Origin of the sequence: Nonomuraea sp. LPB2021202275-12-8 (assembly GCF_037044575.1) — a bacterium.
Classification (GTDB): domain Bacteria; phylum Actinomycetota; class Actinomycetes; order Streptosporangiales; family Streptosporangiaceae; genus Nonomuraea.
In genome coordinates this window covers 127,336-146,138 of the sequence record NZ_JBAHWD010000006.1, presented here as the reverse complement: position 1 = coordinate 146,138, position 18,803 = coordinate 127,336, and the positions used below count along the sequence as shown (strand labels likewise).

Annotated in this window: 17 protein-coding genes; 8 read left to right on the top strand and 9 right to left on the bottom strand. The window is 71.3% G+C overall.

Annotated elements, in window-relative coordinates; genetic code table 11:
• Positions 1–206 precede the first annotated feature (206 nt).
• A complete protein-coding gene (locus tag V5E28_RS13900; protein ID WP_336207258.1) occupies positions 207–1,181 on the bottom strand; it encodes an acyl-CoA desaturase in 975 nt (324 codons plus the stop codon).
• A gap of 222 nt (positions 1,182–1,403) precedes the next feature.
• Between V5E28_RS13900 and V5E28_RS13895 the strand changes: the two genes are divergently transcribed.
• The 3 genes from V5E28_RS13895 to V5E28_RS13885 all read left to right on the top strand — a co-directional run bounded on the left by V5E28_RS13895 (position 1,404) and on the right by V5E28_RS13885 (position 3,496).
• Positions 1,404–2,318 (top strand): LysR substrate-binding domain-containing protein, encoded by a 915-nt coding sequence (locus tag V5E28_RS13895; RefSeq protein WP_336207257.1) that lies wholly within the window; start codon positions 1,404–1,406, stop codon positions 2,316–2,318.
• A gap of 101 nt (positions 2,319–2,419) precedes the next feature.
• The gene (locus tag V5E28_RS13890; RefSeq protein ID WP_336207256.1) at positions 2,420–2,770 is read left to right on the top strand and encodes a hypothetical protein; all 351 of its coding nucleotides are present in this window, start codon (positions 2,420–2,422) and stop codon (positions 2,768–2,770) included.
• A 390-nt stretch (positions 2,771–3,160) separates the two neighbouring features.
• Positions 3,161–3,496 (top strand): STAS domain-containing protein, encoded by a 336-nt coding sequence (locus V5E28_RS13885; protein ID WP_336207255.1) that lies wholly within the window; start codon positions 3,161–3,163, stop codon positions 3,494–3,496.
• A gap of 36 nt (positions 3,497–3,532) precedes the next feature.
• Here V5E28_RS13885 and V5E28_RS13880 read toward each other — a convergent pair whose 3' ends face one another.
• On the bottom strand, positions 3,533–3,949 hold the full coding sequence (locus V5E28_RS13880; RefSeq protein WP_336207254.1) for a DUF5994 family protein: 417 nt from the start codon (positions 3,947–3,949) through the stop codon (positions 3,533–3,535).
• Between the two features lie 326 nt (positions 3,950–4,275).
• Between V5E28_RS13880 and V5E28_RS13875 the strand changes: the two genes are divergently transcribed.
• Both V5E28_RS13875 and V5E28_RS13870 read left to right on the top strand, forming a co-directional pair.
• The gene (locus V5E28_RS13875) at positions 4,276–4,584 is read left to right on the top strand and encodes a UBP-type zinc finger domain-containing protein (protein WP_336207253.1); all 309 of its coding nucleotides are present in this window, start codon (positions 4,276–4,278) and stop codon (positions 4,582–4,584) included.
• Positions 4,585–4,727: 143 nt separating this feature from the next.
• Positions 4,728–5,075: a hypothetical protein gene (locus V5E28_RS13870; protein WP_336207252.1), complete on the top strand. Its 348-nt coding sequence runs from the start codon at positions 4,728–4,730 to the stop codon at positions 5,073–5,075.
• An 8-nt stretch (positions 5,076–5,083) separates the two neighbouring features.
• Here V5E28_RS13870 and V5E28_RS13865 read toward each other — a convergent pair whose 3' ends face one another.
• Genes V5E28_RS13865 through V5E28_RS13855 form a run of 3 tightly spaced genes read right to left on the bottom strand, consistent with a single transcriptional unit; the run spans position 5,084 to position 7,326 of the window.
• Complete coding sequence (locus V5E28_RS13865; RefSeq protein WP_336207251.1) at positions 5,084–6,286, bottom strand: FAD-dependent oxidoreductase; 1,203 nt, start codon at positions 6,284–6,286, stop codon at positions 5,084–5,086.
• Positions 6,287–6,292: 6 nt separating this feature from the next.
• Positions 6,293–6,847: a TetR/AcrR family transcriptional regulator gene (locus tag V5E28_RS13860; protein ID WP_336207250.1), complete on the bottom strand. Its 555-nt coding sequence runs from the start codon at positions 6,845–6,847 to the stop codon at positions 6,293–6,295.
• 41 nt (positions 6,848–6,888) lie between these two features.
• On the bottom strand, positions 6,889–7,326 hold the full coding sequence (locus V5E28_RS13855) for an ArsR/SmtB family transcription factor (protein WP_336207249.1): 438 nt from the start codon (positions 7,324–7,326) through the stop codon (positions 6,889–6,891).
• 7 nt (positions 7,327–7,333) lie between these two features.
• Here V5E28_RS13855 and V5E28_RS13850 point away from each other — a divergent pair, with 7 nt between their 5' ends.
• Positions 7,334–7,693: a hypothetical protein gene (locus tag V5E28_RS13850; protein WP_336207248.1), complete on the top strand. Its 360-nt coding sequence runs from the start codon at positions 7,334–7,336 to the stop codon at positions 7,691–7,693.
• On the opposite strand, the gene msrA is transcribed toward V5E28_RS13850, so the two are convergent.
• The 3 genes from msrA to abc-f all read right to left on the bottom strand — a co-directional run bounded on the left by msrA (position 7,644) and on the right by abc-f (position 11,640).
• Positions 7,644–8,162, bottom strand: a complete 519-nt coding sequence (gene msrA, locus V5E28_RS13845) for a peptide-methionine (S)-S-oxide reductase MsrA (protein ID WP_336207247.1) — start codon at positions 8,160–8,162, stop codon at positions 7,644–7,646. The genes V5E28_RS13850 and msrA overlap by 50 nt on opposite strands.
• A 171-nt stretch (positions 8,163–8,333) precedes the next feature.
• Positions 8,334–9,380 (bottom strand): trypsin-like serine peptidase, encoded by a 1,047-nt coding sequence (locus tag V5E28_RS13840; RefSeq protein ID WP_336207246.1) that lies wholly within the window; start codon positions 9,378–9,380, stop codon positions 8,334–8,336.
• 622 nt (positions 9,381–10,002) lie between these two features.
• Positions 10,003–11,640 (bottom strand): ribosomal protection-like ABC-F family protein, encoded by a 1,638-nt coding sequence (gene abc-f, locus V5E28_RS13835; protein WP_336207245.1) that lies wholly within the window; start codon positions 11,638–11,640, stop codon positions 10,003–10,005.
• 391 nt (positions 11,641–12,031) lie between these two features.
• On the opposite strand from abc-f, the gene V5E28_RS13830 reads away from it, so the two are divergent.
• Positions 12,032–14,137: a PQQ-dependent sugar dehydrogenase gene (locus tag V5E28_RS13830; RefSeq protein ID WP_336207244.1), complete on the top strand. Its 2,106-nt coding sequence runs from the start codon at positions 12,032–12,034 to the stop codon at positions 14,135–14,137.
• A gap of 9 nt (positions 14,138–14,146) precedes the next feature.
• The gene (locus tag V5E28_RS13825; RefSeq protein ID WP_336207243.1) at positions 14,147–15,037 is read left to right on the top strand and encodes a sugar phosphate isomerase/epimerase family protein; all 891 of its coding nucleotides are present in this window, start codon (positions 14,147–14,149) and stop codon (positions 15,035–15,037) included.
• A gap of 42 nt (positions 15,038–15,079) precedes the next feature.
• On the opposite strand, the gene V5E28_RS13820 is transcribed toward V5E28_RS13825, so the two are convergent.
• Positions 15,080–18,748 carry an nSTAND1 domain-containing NTPase gene (locus V5E28_RS13820; RefSeq protein ID WP_336207242.1) on the bottom strand — a complete coding sequence of 1,223 codons (3,669 nt, stop codon included), beginning with the start codon at positions 18,746–18,748 and terminating at the stop codon, positions 15,080–15,082.
• Positions 18,749–18,803: the final 55 nt, after the last annotated feature.

Below are 18,803 nucleotides of genomic sequence, written 5' to 3'. Positions count from 1 at the left end.
TTCTCGTCGTAAGCAGGAACGCCTAACGACCTGATGGTGTTCGATCATCTTCTGCCACTCGTTCCCGAGTCGCCCGGAGCTCTCAGCGGTGGCGAAGGCCCTGGCCAGCAGGCCGGGGGAGGACTCACCGGCGCGCTTGAGCGTGTCCGGGGCCAGTCCTCCCGGCACGATGCGCTCAATGGTGTCGATGCGCCACTTGAGACCGGTCAGCGCCTGGCCGGGACGGTGGTCCGGAGGTGCCGCTGGATGCGGTCGGGAGTGGGCCAGCGGACGTCGCTCGCCCAGCCGAACCGCTCGAACAGGCGGATCAGCCCGGCGGAGGGGTCGATCTGGTGCCGGCCGAGGCCGTGGCGGGCGGAGGTCGGGTCGCTGTGGTGGCCGTTGTGCCAGCTCTCGCCGAACGACAGCAGCGCCAGCGGCCACAGGTTCGTCGCGCGGTCGTGGCCGCGCGTGGTGAACGGCCTCCTGCCGACCACGTGGCACAGCGAGTTGACGCTCCAGGTGACGTGCTGCAGCAGCGCGACGCGTACCAGACCGGCCCACAGGAATGCGGTCAGCCCGCCGTACAGGCTGCCGCTGATGGCCCAGCCGGCCGCGAACGGCAGCGCCAGCGACACGGCGCACAGCGCGGGGAAGGCGCGGGCCACCCGCACCATCGCCGGATCGGCGAGCAGGTCGGGGGCATAGCGGGCGGCCGGCGTCTGATCGTCGATGAACAGCCAGCCCAGATGGGCGTGGGCAAGCCCCCGGAGCTGCCCGCGCAGGTGGGTGCCGTACCGATAGGGGGAGTGCGGATCTCCCGGCCGGTCGGTGAAGGCGTGGTGGCGTCGGTGTACCGCCACCCAGTCGATCAGATTGCCCTGGAAGCCCATCGACCCGGCGACCGCCAGGGCCACCCGCAGCCACGGCCGCGCGGAGAGGGACCCGTGGGTGAGCATGCGGTGGAAGCCGACGGTCACCCCGAACCCGGTCACCACGTAGAAGACGCCGGCCAGCACCAGGTCGGTGAGGCTGACCCCGGTTCCCCACGCCAGCCAGATCCCGGCGCCCAGCGCGACGAAGGGCAGCACCACGATCGCCATGGTCAGCCCGGCCTGTGCCCTGCCGACCGGCACGTGCTCGCCGTCATCCTGGAAGGCTGATACGCCGTCGTAGTCCGTCGCCCGTTCAGAGATCGTCATAGGCCTCTTCCACCTCGCCACCTGGCTCGCCCGTGCGCCGTCATTCGCGCGATGCGGGACTCGATCCTTCTCAGTGAATGCGATGGCTGGGCCAGCGGAAACGGGCATTCCGAGCAAAGCTCATCACCGAGCGCGATGGCAGTGGTCACCCGTCGCGCTGATCTGGCACTATCGCAAGTGGAGCTTCGCTGACGATCGCGTGGATGACGGGGAGCTGGGGGCATGGAGCTGCGCCAGCTTCGATATTTCGTGACCTTGGCTGAGGAATTGCATTTCGGCCGGGCGGCGGCGCGCGAGCACATCGTGCAGTCGGCGTTGAGCCAGCAGATCCAGCGGTTGGAGCGCGAGTTGGGCGTGACGTTGCTGGAGCGCAGCACGCACCATGTGGATCTGACCGCTTCCGGCGCGGTGTTCCTGGTCGAGGCTCGTCAGATCCTGGCTCACGTGGAGCGGGCGGTGACGGTGGCCCGCAGTGCGGTGGGCGCCTCGCCGGGGTTGCGGGTGGGCATCACCGACGCAGCCTACGATTCGATGCCGCAGATCCTGCACGAGGCGCAGGCCCGGCACCCGGATCTGGTGATCCATCAGATAGAGGCGGGGGTCCCCGAGCAGTACCAGCTCATCGTCGACGGCCGGTTGGACGTGGGGATCGGCCGGGCTTCACTCGCGCCGCCGCAGGTGGCCTCCCTGCTGTTTCGCCGGGATCCGCTGGGAGTGCTGGTTCCTGCCGGTCACCGTTTCTCCGGGTCGGCCGGTGTGCCGGTGGCGGACCTGGCCCGGGAGCCGCTGCTGCTCGCCGGGGCCGGGCAGGCGCCCGAGTTCAACGAGTTCGTCGTGGAGCTGTGCCGGTCGGCGGGGTTCACGCCGACGGTTTACGAGGGGACCGTGGAGAGCATCCGGGCCGCGGCAGATCTGGTCGCCCAGGGGCGGTGCCTCTACTGCGTGCCGTCCTCGTGCGTCTCGGCGCTGCCCGGGAGCACCTGGCGGCCGCTGACCGAACCGGTTTCGGCCTATCCGTGGTCCATCCTGTGGCGAGCCGGTGATGAGTCCGAGCACGTCCGCGCCATCGTCAGTTCCGCCCGGACCCTGTCCGAGCGCCTCGGCTGGCTGGCCGCCGAAGACCAGACGGCCGGCTGACACCTCGCGGCAGCCTCGGTGGGCGCCCCCACTGGAGGTAGGCTCGGGAGTGTTCCTCTGACGTTTCGGGGGGCGCCTCCTATCTGAGAGCGACAGACGACATGAGTACCGTTCGCGACAGCAACGGCAGCGCCGCCGTGGAGGACACCCAGCAGAGCCAAGCCGGGAAGCAGTTCGACCACGCGTCCCACGCGCAGTGGCTCAAGGACAACCCGGCCGCACTGCCGCAGGTCAGCGCGGGCCACTGGGCCGTCTACGACCGCGAGGGCCGGCTGTGCGGCCACCTGACCGGTGACGGCCCGACCCGCGAGACCCGGTTCAAGGCGGTCACCGAGGCGAGCGGGGAGACCACTCCCGACAGCTACGGCATCACCCTGCACGATGCGGGCGCGTACCTCCTCGACGCGGGCATGCACGACGACCCGGAGGAAGGCGATCGTCCCGCCGGATGATCACGTGGTTCCCGCACGCAGGGCATCGGTGGCGTATACTAGGAGTTACCAAGAACTTTTCGTGCGTTGGCATCAGTCGGCGTCGTTCGCGGCGATAGACCGCTCAGGGCCCCTTGTCAGAGGGCTTGGACAGGCCAGGCGACCATGACGCCAACGCTTCTTTCTCATCTTCACCCGCTGAGTGCCATAGCCTCGGCGGTTCCCGAGGTCGATTCCGCGATCCGTCTCAGCCTCAGTCCCCTGCCGGATCGGCGAGCCGGTGTGGACGGGGCATGGTGTCCCTACTCCCGCCGAAGACTCGGTCGGCCTCGAGCCGGCGGCACCGTCCGGCAGCCCGCCTGCCGTTCTCGGCCGGCTTGAGCCTCACTCCTTCTCCGATCGGAGAGCATCATGACCGTCATCGACAGAGCCCCCCAGCTCAACAGGGCGAGCCCGGCCGATCCGACCACCGTCAACCTGTCCGGCGAGATCGACATCTTCACCAGCAAGGCCCTGCGGCGCCAGCTGCTCGGCGTGCTGCGCTACAGCACCGACCTGCTCATCCTCGACCTGTCCCGGATGTCGTTCTGCGACGCCTCCGGCCTGGGCGTCATGGTCGGCATCCAGCGCCGTGCCCGGCAGCAGGGGATCGCCCTCGCGCTGAGGGCGCCGCGCCCGTACATGACCCGTCTTCTGCGCATCACCGGCCTGGACCGCACTCTCTCGGTCATCGGGCCCCGTCACTGAGCCCAGCGGGGGCCGCGGGGCGGGCTCGCCCCGTCGTCACGTGCGGCGTTCGTCCCGCTCCTCCAGCGTCGCGGTTCGCGCGGTGAGATGCCGGCCGCCGTCCGGGTCGGCGACTGCTCGATCGAACGCCGCCTGCGCCGACTCCTGCGTGGCGTCCGGCGGTATCACCTGAAGCGTGATGCCCTGCTTGCCGTTGATGCTCAACGTCACCAGCTGCTCGTCCATGGAGCGGAACCAGCCGACCCTGACCGCTCTGCCGGGGGCCGGGATCCTGCGGGGAATGTCGTCCCATGCGTCGATGTGCAGCCCCACCCGCAGCGTCATGACATCCAGCCGCTGATCCACCGCCGCGATGAGGCCGGGAAGCTCCGCCCCCGCGTCGGTCGATCGCGGCCACCAGGCTCCGTCGACCGGCCCCGGATGGTCGCGCGCGGGCGCCAGGCTCAGCCTCACGGATGCCTCCGGCGTCGAAGGCGCACGGGTGCCGGGAATCGCCACGGGGGAAATGGTCTGCGCTGTCGTCATGCTGGACCGGCTGTCTCGGCCCGCTGGGGCCGTAATGGTGAAAACACCGCCGGACGTGCCGACTCTATTGTCGGCATTCGAATATCCTCGGTAATTTAATTCTACACCTTTCAACAGCCGCGTTGCCGGGCCCAGCGATCGCGGCAGGTGATGGGCCTTGCTGAAAATGCCCCTTTCCGCTGTTTTGTCCATCGGGTTGAGTGGCAGTGATCAGTCGGCGCACCTCGCGTCGCTGTCACACTGAGGGGGCCGCCATGACTCCGATCACGGATGGCATGGAGACCGCACGCGCCGGCCTGAACGGTCAGGCGCCTCGCTGCGAGCACCTAGGGATGTCTCCGAGCGTCGAGCGCGGTCCGCCGGAATGCGCGGGCTGCCTGGCACTCGGCCTGCACTGGAAACGCCTGCTGACATGCCTGTCGTGTGGGTGGGTCGCCTGCTCCGACGACTCACCGGGTGGTCACGCCAAGGAGCATTACCGGGAGACCGACCACCCCGTGGTCGGCGCGCTGGAGCCGGAACAGGCCTGGCGGTGGTGCTACATACACGGACGGGCCGTCTGAGCGGTACAGAAGAACAATTCGATGAAGGGAATGGAATACCCGGAATATTGCGCGGGCCGAACGGCCGCAGGGTGGCCGGGGCTCGCCACATGAGGCGATCTAGGCTGATCCCATGGACCTCGCCACCGCAGGCGCACTCTGGGATGCCGGTCCCGGCTGGCTCAACACCGCCTCCTACGGCCTGCCTCAGCGCCGCGCCTTCGAGGAACTGCAGGCCGTGCTCACCTCCTGGCGGCACGGCAGCAGCGACCGAGCTCGGCGTCCAGCGGATCCACGACCATGACGTCGCCCTGGCCAACCGCTTCAGGGCGGGCCTCGGCCTGGAGCCCTCCGATACGGCCATCGTCGCCGTCGACGCCCCCGGCGAGCGGCTGGCGGCGGCCGGCATCCGGGCGGCCGTACGGGCTGCGAAGGTCCGCGCCAGTTTCCACGTCTACAACACCGCCGACGACGTCGATCGCGTGCTGGAGGCCCTCGGGTCAACCCCGTGACGGCGGGATCAGCCGGCGATGTGCTCCGGCCGCACTCCCAGGCCGATGAAGCGGCCCATGAGGTGACGTAGCGGCGGCAGGGCCCGGAACGCGGTGAAGATCGGTGGCACGTGCCCGGTCGTGTCGTCGGCCAGGTCCTTGGGATAAAGGTCGCGCAGGATGCCGAGCTGGAAGGCCTGGGTCACCTTCGTGGCGCGCTGCCTGCGCGACTGGACCCTGGCCAGGTCGGCCTCGCCGGGGACGCCGGGCCGCAGGAGGGCGGGGCCGAGCAGGTTGGCGGCGGCCACCGCGTCCTGCACCGCGAGGTTGATGCCCACGCCGCCCGCGGGCGACATGGCGTGGGCGGCGTCGCCGATGCACAGCAGCCCCGGCCGGTGCCAGCGTCGCAGCCGGTCGACCCGCACCGTGAGCTGGTGCACCTGGTCCCAGCCGTCGATCTGGCCGACGCGGTCGCGCAGGTCCGGCGCCAGGTCCGCGATCCGTTCCCGGAAGGCCGGCAGGCCCGCCTCCTTGATCCCGGCGAACGCGGCGGTCGGGATCGTGTGGGCGAGCTGCCAGAAATCACCCCTGTCGATGGAGATCAGCGCGCCCTTGCCGCCCTGGAAGAAGGGCACCCGATCGCTCTCGCGGCGGGGGAGCCGGAACCACAGCACGTCCATGGGCGGCGAGCCGGCCACGGGCTCAAGGCCTGCGCTCGCGCGGATGGTGGAGTGGCGGCCGTCCGCGGCGATCACCAGGTCGGCGCGCACCTCGACCTGCCCTTCGGCGCTGGTCGCGAGCACGCCGGCGGCCCGGCCGTCCTCGGTGATCAGCTCGGTCGCCGCGGTGCTGCGCAGCAACCGGAAGGAGGGGTACGCCGCCGCCTTGCCGGCCAGGAAGTCGAGCACGTCCCACTGCGGCATGAAGGCGATGTACGGGCACCGTACCTTCAGCCGGCTGAAGTCGGCGAAGGTGACGGCCCGGCCGCCGAGGTTCACGGTGACGTCGGGCATCTTGCTGTGCGGCAGCCGGAGGAACTCCTCGATCCAGCCCAGCTCGGCGATCAGCTCCAGGGTGGAGGGGTGAACCGTGTCGCCCCTGAAGTCCCTGAGGAAGTCGGCGTGCTTCTCCAGCACGATCACCTCGACTCCCTGGCGGGCCAGCAGCAGGCCGGCCATGATCCCCGCCGGGCCACCGCCGACCACACAGCATCGAGCGTTCTCGGTTCGCATCGTGGCCTACCTTTCGTGGGGGAAGAGCAGGTCGACGAGGTGTTCGACGTCGACAGGGGAGCCGGTCCTGCGGCCGATGGCTACGGTGGCGAACAGGGTGCGCGCCGCCGTCACCGTGTCGTGCGGGCGCAGCTCGCCGGCTGCGACCCGGGCGGCCAGGAAGTCGCCGATCAGCCGCTGGCCCTCGCCGACCAGCTCCGCCAGTGCCGCGCGGGCCTGTGTGGCGCTGAAGAACACCGCCATGAGGTCGGCGTTGTCGGCGAGCAGCGCGTCGAAGGCGCCCAGCAGCTCGGCCAGCACGTGTCTGGCGGGCCGGCCCTGATTGTCGGCCATCAGCAGCTCGCGCAGCCGGGGCAGGAAGCCCCGCTCGGTGAGCAGCGTCTCGACCAGGGCTTCCTTGCTGTCGAAGTAGCGGTAGAGCAGGCCGGGCGTCACCCCTGCCGCCTCCGCGACGTCCTTGACCGACGCGCCGTCCACGCCCTTGCGGGCGAAGGCGGCCAGTGCCGCGTCGAGCAGCTGCTCGCGCCGCCACTCGGCCTGTTCCCTGCGTGTCCTCGTCATCGCCCATCCATTGAATAAACGTTTACTCAAAGAGTAGGCCGTCACGAGGCCGCGCACAACGTGTCACCGAGCTGGGATCGCTCGTAGAACACCTCGCGACCGCTGCGACGGCGGGTGACCAGGCCGCTCTCACCCAGCACCTTCAGATGCTGGCTGACCGCGCCGGGCGCCATGGAGAGCCGTCGCGCCAGGATGCTCGTCGTGGCGGCGGCGCTGAGGGTGACGAGGATCCGTGCGCGGGTCCGCCCGATGAGGGCGTCGAGCGCGCCGGTGGTGGGGACGATCCCGTGCGACCAGACCGTGCCGACGCCGGGCGCGGGGTAGACCAGGTTCGGCTGGTACGGCTCCTGGCCATGGCGCTCAACGGCGTCCTCGTCATCGCGGTACAGCCGCTGATCGGGGCCGTGGGTGGCGCGACGGGACCCCTGCCGGGTCCTCGCCGCCGGAACCGCCGTCGTCGCGACCGGTTTCGCGCTCACCGCCCTCGTGCACGACGCGCTCGGCCTCGCGCTGACGGTGGCGGTCTGGACCGCGGGGGAGATCCTCGTCGCGGGCACCGTCCCCACGATCGTGGCCGCCCTGGCGCCCCGGGGACTCCAGGGCACCTACGCCGGCGTCTCCGGCATGAGCTGGTCGGCGGGTGCGGTCCTCGCGCCGGTGGCCGGCACGGCACTGCTGCCCCTGGGGGCGGAGGTGCTGTGGGCCGGCATCGGCCTCCTCGGCGCCGCCTCGGCCCTGGGCGCACTGCTCGTCGCCGGCCCCGTTCGCCGGAGAACCTGCCCCGGTGAGCGCGGTGTCAGGCGCTCTGCTCGGCCCGGCGCGGAAGCTTCCATCCCGGCCGGATGAAGTGGCAGGTGTAGCCGTTGGGATAGTGCTCCAGGTAGTCCTGGTGCTCGGGCTCGGCCTCCCAGAACGGGCCGGCCGGTGCGACCTCGGTGACCACCGTGCCGGGCCACAGGCCCGAGGCGTTCACGTCGGCGATCGTGTCCTCCGCGACCTTCTTCTGCTCGTCGTCGAGGTAGAAGATGGCGGACCGGTAGCTGAGGCCGATGTCGTTGCCCTGGCGGTCCTTCGTCGTCGGGTCGTGGATCTGGAAGAAGAACTCCAGGACGTCCCGGTAAGAGGTGCGCTCCGGGTCGAAGACGATCTCGATCGCCTCGGCGTGCGTGCCGTGGTTGCGGTAGGTGGCGTTCGGCACGTCGCCTCCGCTGTAGCCGACCCTGGTGGAGACGACGCCGGGCTGCTTGCGGATGAGATCCTGCATGCCCCAGAAGCAGCCCCCGGCGAGAATCGCGGTCTGTGTGGTTGCGCTCATGAAGTCGCTCCTTCGGTTTCTTTGCCCCCAAGCCCCACAACCCCCGGACGGGGACGGGCATTCCCGCGCTGCCGGTGTCCGGCAAGGGCGTTCAGGCGAATGGACGACAGGTCCGCCCCGTCCAAGGGTGAGGACGAGGCGGGAGCGGATTTCGGCGGTCGTCGCAGGGCCTCAGAGCGCGTTGGTGGTCTGCGCTGCCTGATAGACGGCCATCGCCTCGTTGCCGAAGAAGGGGCCGAACATGAAATTCGGCGCGAAGTCGTACTTGAAGCTGTTGACGGAGTTCAGCCAGCCGAGCCCGGTGGACTCGTCGAACCCCTGGAACCACGGGCCGCCGCTCGCCCCGCCGGTCATGTCGCAGCGCAGCCCCAGGTCCCGGGTCTGGACGGTGTCGTCGAACGCGCGCCCGCTGCAGTAGATGAGCCGCGAGCCGTCGAAGGGCGCCGCCGCCGGATAGCCGAAGGAGAACATCTGCCGTCGCCTGGCCTGGTTGAACGCCACTCCCTGCCCGCCCACGACGTCGGTCAGCGTCCGGCCCTGCAGCGGCGCGAGCACGGCGGCGGCGATGTCGAAGTTGATGTCCTCGCGCGCGTTCCACTGCTGGGTCGTCAGCAACCTGCTGGCCACCCAGGTGCCGAACGGTCGCCTGCCGTTGTCGAAGCCCGGGACGAACACCCAGTTGCGGTGGGAGCGGCCGTTCAGCTTGACGCAGTGTCCCGCGGTCATCACGACGCTCTCGTTGGCGCTGGTCACGGCCGTGCCGGAGCAGGAGGAGTTCTGGCCGCCGGCGGTGGTGAAGAAGACGCGCCCGGTGGTGCGCACGACCGCGCCGCCGTCGGTCCATCGCAGGCCGGGGCTGTTGGGCACCAGAGCCTGCCGCTGGACGCCGGTCGAGGCGGCGCGAACGTTCCACTGGGTGCGCTGCCGGGGCGTGGTGGCCGAGGCGCCGCGGGTCGCCCACGGGGTGCCCTGGGTCGGCCTGCTCGACCGGATGCCGCGCCGCGGTTCTGGCGCCGCCAGCGGCTGCGCCGCCAGCATGCGCTGCGGTGTCCAGTACTGCTGCACGGTCCTGCGTTCCGACGAGGAGTCCGTCGCTGACCATCGCGCCGGCCTGGGGTCGAGGCCGGCCGGAGCACTGGCCTGTGCGGCGCCCGCGGGCACCAGGGCGCCTGCAACGGTGAGCGCGACGGCGGAGAGCAGGGCGACTCTGCGGTGCATTAAGTACCTCCCGAAGACCGGAATCTGCCGTTTGGAGGTACGGACGCGGATCTCTGTTTTCCTCAAAGCATGCGCAAACGGATATAGCTGAGTTGCGGCTCGCCCGAGTCCCGGTTGCAGGGCGCTCCCGTGTACCCACTGGGCAAGCGGCGAATCAGGGTCGGAAGTCGGCTCTCCGTAATCAGGTTTTGCCTCCGGCCGAGAGACTCCGCCGGGCGGGCGCGGCTAGGCTGATGGATGTTCCGCGCGCCGCACGGGCGTATCCCGGGAACCCAAGTCGACGCTCCGTCCGCCCAGATCAGCTGGGACGTTTCTCACGAAACGGAGTGACCAACGATGCTGAACCGACTGCTTCTCGCTGCCGCCGTGGCGGCATCCACAGTCGCCGCGACGCCCGCCGCTCTGTCCGCCGGCGCGGCGGGGTCACCGCCACCGGCGGTGGCCGCTCCGACCATCGGGACGGCACCGAATCCGACCGACCCGCCCGGGGAGGAGAACAGGGACAGGACACGACGCAGGCACCGCTGAGTCGACGCGCGTAAGCCAGTAGCCGGAACACATCGACCGAATCGGGACCGCCGCGCGAGGACGCCCTCGCGCGGCGGTTTCGCATGCGGGCGCGTCAGGCAGGCGCCGGCCCTCCGGTCTCCAGCAGGAGGCCCTCCGACAGGCGCAGCCAGCGGTTCACCTTGATCTCCGCCATGAACCGTTCGTCGTGGCTGACCACCACGAACGCCCCCTCGTACGCGCCGAGCGCGCTCTCCAACTGGCCGATGCTGACCAGGTCGAGGTTGTTGGTGGGCTCGTCAAGCAGCAGCAACTGGGGCGCCGGCTCGGCGCACAGGACACAGGCCAGGGTCGCGCGCAGCCGCTCGCCGCCGGACAGCACCCCGACCGGCAGGTGCGCTCGCGAGCCTCGGAACAGGAACCGGGCGAGCAGGTTCATCCGCTGCGCCTCCGGCATCGCCGGCGCGAACGCGGCCAGGTTCTCCGCCACGGTCCGGTCGAGGTCCAGCAGGTCCAGCCGCTGTGACAGGTAGGCGACCCGGCCGCCGGCCCGCCTGACATGGCCGCCCTCCGGCTCCAGTTCGCCGTTGATCAGGCGCAGCAGGGTGGACTTGCCGGCACCGTTGGGGCCGGTGAGCGCGATCCGCTCGGGGCCCCGGACGGTCAGGTCGACGCCCTTCCCGGCGAACAGGGGCCGCTCGCCGTAGCGGGCCTGCAACCGCTCGCCGAGAAAGACCGTACGCCCGGCCGGGACGTTCGTTCCCGGCAGGTTCAGCACGATCTTCTGGTCGTCGCGCAGGGCACGGCCGGCCTCGTCGAGCCGGGCCTTGGCCTCGCCGACGCGCGAGGCGTGCACCTGGCCCGAGCGCCCCGCCGACTCCTGGGCGCCCCGCTTCATGTTCCCGGCGAAGATCCGCGGCAGGCCGGCGTTCTTGAGGTTGCGGGAGGCGTTGCTCGCCCGGCGCTCGGCCCGCTCGCGGGCCTGCTGCATCTCCCGCTTCTCGCGCTTCAGCTCCTGCTCGGCGTTGCGGATGTTCTTCTCCGCGACCTCCTGCTCTCCTTGTACGGCCTCCTCGTACTCGGTGAAGTTCCCGCCGTAGAAGCGGACCTCGCCCTGGTCGAGCTCGGCGATGCGGTCCATGCGGTCGAGCAGCGCCCGGTCGTGGCTGACCAGGAGCAGGCAGCCGCTCCAGTCCTCCAGCACGGTGTAGAGCTTGCGGCGCGCGTCGAGGTCGAGGTTGTTGGTCGGCTCGTCGAGCAGCAGGACGTCGGGCCGCTTCAGCAACTGCGCCGCCAGCCCGAGGGAGATGACCTGGCCGCCGCTGAGGGTGTGCAGGCGGCGGGTGAAGGAGATGTCGCCGAGGCCGAGCCGGTCGAGCTGGGCGCGGGTGCGTTCCTCGATGTCCCAGTCGTTGCCGATCGTGGTGAAGTGCTCCTCGCTCGCGTCCCCGCCCTCGATGGCGTCCAGCGCGGCGATCACCGGGGCGATGCCCAGGACCTCGGCCACGGTCAGGTCGCCGGTGAGCGGCAGGCTCTGCGGCAGGTAGCCGAGCACACCCTGGACGGACACGCTGCCGCCGCCGGGCCGGTACTCGCCGGCGATCAGCTTGAGCAGGGTGCTCTTGCCGGCGCCGTTCGGCGCGACGAGGCCCGTACGGCCGCCGCCCACGGTGAAGGAGAGGTCGCTGAAGACGGGCGTGTCGTCAGGCCAGGAGAAGGACAGGTTGGAGCAGATGATGAACGCATCGGACATGCGAATGACCTCGTACGTGTGACGCGGGCGCACCGCGGCCGCCCGGCAGGGGACAGGAACGTGGAACGACGAAACGGCCGCTGCCGGCGGGGCTCGCGCTCACCTGCCGGGGGCCGATCACTTGCCGGTATCACCCGGAAATGTCGTCGTCACCTATCACGTCTGGTCTCCTTGGGTCCCATCACTCGCGATCCAGGCTACAACAACCGAAATCCTGCTCGGATGACACCGCACCCGTCCCAGGACTCCCGAGGTGGCGGCGACTTTGTCCGACGCGACGGCGAAAGTGCATCGTCGTCGCGCGATTAGGCCCTCCCCGATCGGCGTAACTCGGGTTACATTCACGTTAATTTGCTCCCGTTTATCCCCTCACGTGACGGAAGGGAGAGGCATGAGAGCGAGAACCGCGATCGCGGCCATGACTGCCGCGGCGATCCTCATGCCGGCCGCCGCCTCACAGGCCGCCGGAAGCGCCGGCACCGCGGCGCCGCCGCCCGACGACCAGTTCCAGAAGGTGACACTCAACGACAACCCGGGCGAGCCGGTAGACCTGGCAGTGTTACCGGATTCGAGGGTGCTGCACACCACCCGGACCGGTGAGGTCTGGCTGCACGACCCGAAGACCGGCCTCAACACGCTGGCCGCGCGCCTCGACGTCTACCAGCATGACGAGGAGGGGCTGCAGAGCATCGCCCTCAGCCCCGGCTTCGGCAAGGGGTCCAAGAAGGACGACTGGATCTATCTCTACTACTCCCCGCCGCTCGACACCCCGATCGACGACCCGGCCACGCCCGACGTCAACGAGGGCGACGCCCCGTTCACCGGCACGCCGGCCGACTTCGCGCCCTTCAAGGGCCTGATCCGGCTCTCGCGGTTCCGCTTCACCGGCACCACGGTCAGCCTCGGCAGCGAACAGCGCATCCTCGACGTGCCCGTGGACCGCGGCATCTGCTGTCACGTCGGCGGGGACATCGTCTTCGACGCCGCCGGCGACCTCTACCTGTCCACCGGCGACGACACCAACCCGTTCCAGTCCGACGGCTTCACGCCCATCGACGAGCGGGCCGACCGGCATCCGGCGTTCGACGCGCAGCGCAGCTCCGGCAACACCAACGACCTGCGCGGCAAGATCCTGCGCATCAGGGTCGGCGCCAACGGGTCCTACACGATCCCCCGCGGCAACCTCTTCCCGCCCGGTACGGCGCGCACGCGGCCGGAGATCTACGCGATGGGCCTGCGCAACCCGTTCCGGATCGAGCTCAACCGGTCCAACGGCGACCTCTACGTGGCCGACTACTCGCCCGACGAGGACGAGGCCGATCCGGCGCGCGGCCCGGCGGGGACCGGCAAGTGGATGGTGGTCCGCAAGGCGGGCAACTACGGCTGGCCCTACTGCGCGACCGCGCGGCTCCCGTACCGCGACTACGACTTCGCGACCGGCGCCTCGGGTCCGGCGTTCGACTGCGCGGCGCCGGTCAACGAGTCGCCGCGCAACACCGGCCTGCGCCGGCTGCCGCCGGTGACGCAGCCGCAGGTGTGGTACTCCTACGCCCCCTCGGCGGAGTTCCCCGAACTGGGCACCGGCGGCATCGGCCCGATGGCCGGCCCGGCGTACGACTTCGACCCGCGCAACACGCGCGGCCGGGCCACGGTGGCCTGGCCTGACTACTACGACGGCGTCCCGCTCTTCTACGAGTGGACCCGCGACTACGTCAAGGCGTTCCACCGCGACGGGCGGCGGATCGAGAGCGTGCTGCCCTCGCTCGTCTTCGACAACCCGATGGATCTGGAGTTCGGCCCCGACGGCGCGCTCTACGTGCTGGAGTACGGCGACGGCTACTTCCAGGAGAACCCGGACGCCCAGCTGTCGCGCTTCGACTACATCGGCAGGGACGGCAACCACAGCCCCATCCCCGTCGCCGGGGCCTCGGTGACCGCCGGCCACGCGCCGCTCACCGTGCGGTTCACCAGCGCCGGGACGACCGACCCGGACGGCGACCGGATCCGCTACACCTGGGACTTCAACGCCGACGGCAGGGTCGACTCGCGCAGTCCCGAGGCGTCGTTCACCTATACGGCCAACGGCCTCTACAACGCCACGCTCCGGGTCTGCGACGACGGCGGCAGGTGCGCGGCGACCTCGGTGCGGATCGTGGTCGGCAACGCCGCGCCGGTCGTGGAGCTGGTCCGGCCCGTCGAAGGACAGCAGTTCTCGTTCGGCGACGTCGTCGAGTTCGAGGTGCGGGTCACCGACGACCAGACGGTGGACTGCGCCGAGGTGACCGTGGACTACATCCTCGGCCACGACGACCACGGCCATCCGCAGACCACGGCCCGTGGCTGCACGGGATCCATCCAGACCACCGTGCCGAGCGGCCACGACCCGGAGACCGACGACCTCACCGGCGTCTTCGTCGCCAGCTACACCGACGCCGGCACCGGCGACCTGCCCCCGCTGACCGGCAGCGACGAGGTCGTTCTCCAGCCCACACCTTAGGAGATCCACATGTGTTACGGATACGGCCCCAGCAGGCGGTCCCTGCTGGCCGCGGGCCTCGGGATCGGAGCGGCCACCTTCGCCGCGGCCTCCCCCGCCGAGGCGACCCCGCACCGCCCCGGCAGGCACCGCATCCCGCCGGGCCAGATCAGCATCCAGCTCTGGACCGTACGCGACGACCTCGCCCAGAACTACGACGCCACCCTCACCTACCTGGCCGAGATCGGCTATCCCAAGGTCGAGCTCGCGCTCGGCTACTTCGGTCGCACGGCCCAGCAGCTGCGCGACTTCCTCGACGGCATCGGCATCCGTCCCACGTCCAGCCACGACGGCATCAGCGCCGACGACGCCGCGCTCGACACGAAGATCAGCAACGCGCTGACGCTCGGCCAGTCGTTCATGGTCGTGCCCTACCTGAGCTCCAACAGCCTGGACGAGTGGAAGGCGTGGGCCGAGCGGATGAACGTCGAGGCGGCGGCCGCCCGGTCGGCCGGGCTGCGGTACGGCTACCACAACCACGCCCACGAGTTCACGACCGACCTCGGCGGCGGGAAGACGCCGTGGGACGTCCTCACCTCGGAGCTCGACCCCCGCCTGGTCCACCTGGAGATCGACATCTACTGGGCGGTCACCGGCGGCATCGGGCGCGGCGTCGCCGACCCGGTGCGCTTCACCCTCGACGTCATCCGCAGGGCGCCGCAGCGCGTGCTGCAGTTCCACGTCAAGGACCGCCACCTCGACGGCGACATGGCCGACCTCGGCACCGGGACCATCGACTTCCGGCGGATCTTCGACAAGCACCGCGTGGTGGAGTACATCGTGGAGAACGACACCCCCGACGTCACTCCCCGGCAGACCGCGGAGGTCGGATACCGCTACCTGCGGAAGGTGAAGTTCTAGACGCATGACGCCGAGCCCGGCCGAAGCCGGGCTCGGCGCGGGTCACGGGTGGCAGACGTCCTGGTATGCCAGGTCAGGCAGGTGCTCGCGCCACTCCCGCTCGGTGAGCGTCCGCCCGGCTCGGCCGCACACGGCGCGGGCCAGCCGGGACGGCGCCACCGGGAGCTCGTACACGGCGCCGTCGTCGTCGGCGGCGTGCAGCGTGCCGCCGTCCGGGCTGAAGGCGAGGGCGGCGAACCGGCCGCCGGGCCGGACGATCTCGCCGAGGCCCTGTCTGGAGGCGACGTCCCAGAGCCGGACGGTGTCCGCCCCCGCCGTCGCCAGGACGTCGCCCGCGGGGGCGAACGCCAGATGCTCGATCCGCCCGGGCGAGCCCTGGACGGTGGGCGGGAGCGCCGCGGGCCCGCGGACGTTCCACAGCGCGACCCGATTGCTCCCGCCGCTGGTCGCCATCAGTCCACCGGCCGGGCTCACCGCTACCTCGGTGACGTGCTCCAGGCCGCCGGCCGAGTAACTCAGGCCGGTCGGCCTGCCGGTCGCCACGTCGACGAGGCGGCCGGAGGAGGTGACCAGGCTCCGGCCGTCCCGGCTGAACGTGATCTCGCCGGTGTCGCCGTCGAGCGGCACGTCGCTCAGCCGCCTGCCGGAGCGGGCGTCCCACAGGCGCAGGCGATAGGAGGCGGGCGGGAACGGCCGGTAGGACACCGCGGCGAGCGTCCGGCCGTCCGGGCTGAACGCGACGTGCTCGCCGGAACTCTCCTCCTCCGGGATCCGGGTGCGCCACAGCTCGCGCAGGCCCGGCACGTCCCAGACCCGGATCAGCCCGCCCTGCTCGCGGGTGACCGTGGTGCGCCCCCGCGGGTCGAAGACCACCGGCAGGGCGGTGACGACATCGGGCAGGGCCCCGGCGAACCGCCGCCGCTGCACGTCCCAGATCCGGACCTGCGCGCCCCTCGCCCGCACCGCCAGCCAGCGCGCCTCGGGGCTCAGGTCGAGGCCGAGACCGTCGCCGAGCGTCGCGGCCGGCGCGACCGGGGGGCTGAGGTCCAGGCTGACGACCGCGTCGTCGAGGAGGTAGCGCACCGTGTGCCCGTCGGGGTCGGCCCATGCGCCCGCGACCGGGCCGCCGGCTCGGTAGCGGAGCACTTCGCGCTGGTCCGCCACTCTCCACACGCGGATGGTGGGCCCGTCCACGCCGATCAGGAACCGCGCGTCCGGCGAGAACCGCAGCTCCTTGTGATCGCCCGGCTGCGAAGGCGTTCCCGTCGGATCCCACGGCCACTGCTCGGGTGCTCGCGGCCGGTCCAGCGGGCGGCCGGTCCGGACGTCCCACAGCTCGATCCGCGCGCCTCCGCACGCCAGGGTCGTACCGTCCGGGCTGACCGCGGCGGACTCGTGCCCGCCGCAGCGCACGGTGAACCGCGGCCGGGAGCGGTCGAGTGTCCACACGTTCACCCCGTCAGCGCCGGCCACGGCCGCCACCTGTCCGGACAGGCTCACCTGGCTGGTGCTCTCCTCCTCCCAGCCGGGAGCCGAGCTCCGGTCGCGATCCGCGTCCCACAGCAGGTGCACGCTCGGACCGTACAGAAGGGCGAGGACCGAGTCGTGGCCGTCGAACACCGGACGCATCGGCTCCGGCCCCGGTGGCACGGTGCGCTCTCCGCGCAGCCGCCCGGTCATCGAGTCCCACACCGCGACCCTGTCCAGGGTGCTCACCGCCACCAGGCGCCCGCTCCTGCTCAGCGCCGCGCGCTGGGGGACGCCGCCGCCCAGGGCGGTCGCCGGCCATGACGCCAGGCGGCGGCCGGTGCGCACGTCGTAGACGCGCACGCCGTCCTGGCTCGCGCTCGCCAGCAGGCCGCCGTCGCCGCTCACGGCCCGCGCCGTGACTCCCGTGACCGGCGGGTCGCGGAAGAGGTCCGCCTCCGGCTGGTGCAGGGCGTTCATCAGACCGGCGCGGGACTCGACCGAACCTGGCGCGAGCCGCCAGGCGGCGACGCTGAGCAGCGTCCCCCTGACCGGGTCGGTCGTCCGCAGGCTGCCGGCCACGTGCGCGAGCTCCCGGCCCCGGGCCTCGTCGCGCTGCTCGGCGATCCGGCCGGCCTGGTGGGCCGACAGGCCGCCGCCGGCCAGCGAGGCGACCAGCAGCGTGGCCAGCACGGTGACCAACCGGCGGCGCCGACGGCTCCTGCGCTGCGACAGGGCGATGCCGGCGTCCAGGAAGTCGCGCTCCAGCGCGGTGAGATCCGCCCCTTCCTGACCTTGGGGACCGTCCATGAGGAGCTCGCGGGCGGCGGCGAGCCTGGCTCCTCGGTACAGCGCGCCGGGGTCGCGGCCCAGCTCGGCCCAGATCGCGGCCGCCTCGCCGAGCCGCCGTTGCGCGTGCAGGCGGTCGCGCTGGTCCTCGATCCACTCCCGCAGCCGCGGCCAGGACGCGATGAGCGCCTCGTGGGCGATCTCCACCGTGTCCTCGTGGATCGTGACCAGCCGGGCGCCGGCGAGGCGTTCCAGGACCAGCGCCGCGTCCGCCCGGCCCGTGACGATCTCGGCGTGCGCGGCGGGGCGCCTGGTGTCCTGTGGCTCGCCGTCCGCACGCGTCCCGGGATCGACCAGCCGGAGCAGGATGCGGCGGGCCTGGGCGGCCTGGTCGGAAGTCAGCCCCAGATAGACCCGCTCGGCCGTGCGGGCGAGCGCGCCGCGCACCCCGCCCGCGGCCGTGTAGGTCGCCGCCGTCAGCACCTTCCCGCGACGCCTGCGCCACGTTTCCAGCAACGCGTGCGACATGAGGGGCAGGCCGCCGGGCTCGCCCGCCACCTCTCGCACGACCCGCGCGGTCAGGGCGCGCTCCACGGTCAGGCCCTCGGCCATGGCCGGCTTGACGATCGCCTCCCGCAACTCCTCCCCGCTCATCGGCCCGACCAGCAGGTTGGCCTCCTGCAACGCTTCCGCGAGCGCCCGGTGCTCGGCGCAGCGGCCGTAGAAGTCGGCCCGGACGGCGATGACGACGCGCGTACGGTTCTCCGCCCGGCCCGCCGCCACCACCATGTCCACGAACTCCGCCCGCTCGGCCGGATCGCGGCAGAGCGTGAAGACCTCCTCGAACTGGTCGATCAGCACGAGCAGCTCCGCGCCGTCCTCGAGCTGCTTCAGACGCGTGCCGTGCGTCCGCGCCGGCCGCTCGCCGGGCGTCAGCAGCCGGATCGCGCCCGGACGCCCGCCCGCCGGCCACCGCTCCGACACGGCCGGCACCAGGCCCGCCCGCAGCATCGAGGACTTGCCGATCCCCGACGGCCCGAAAACGGCGACGAACCGCCGCCGGCTCACCAGGTCGAGCAGTTCGGAAACGAGCCGGTCGCGGCCGAAGAACCGGTGCCGGTCCGTCGTCTCGAATCGGGTCAGACCGAGGTAGGGGGCGTCCTCGTCATCCGTTTCGGCGAATCGCAGAGCCGCGTCCTCGGCGGCCTGCCGCCAGCGCTCCTCCCATTCCTCGCGATCCGCGCCGCACGCCTCCACATAGGCCAGGACCACCGGCAGCGTCGCCAGCCGCTCCCCGGCCGCGGCCTGCGAGAGCGTGCTGACCGAATAACCGGCGCGCTTCGCCATCACCCGATAGGTGATGCCGCCGGCCTCCTGGCGGAGCTTTCTCAGTTCGAGGGCGAACTGCTGGACGGGTCCGCTGCCGGGATCCACCGGGGTTTCACGACGGCCCATCGCTCAGCGGTTTCCCTTCCTCGGCGGCGAGACGGACGCGAGGCGGAACAGGTTC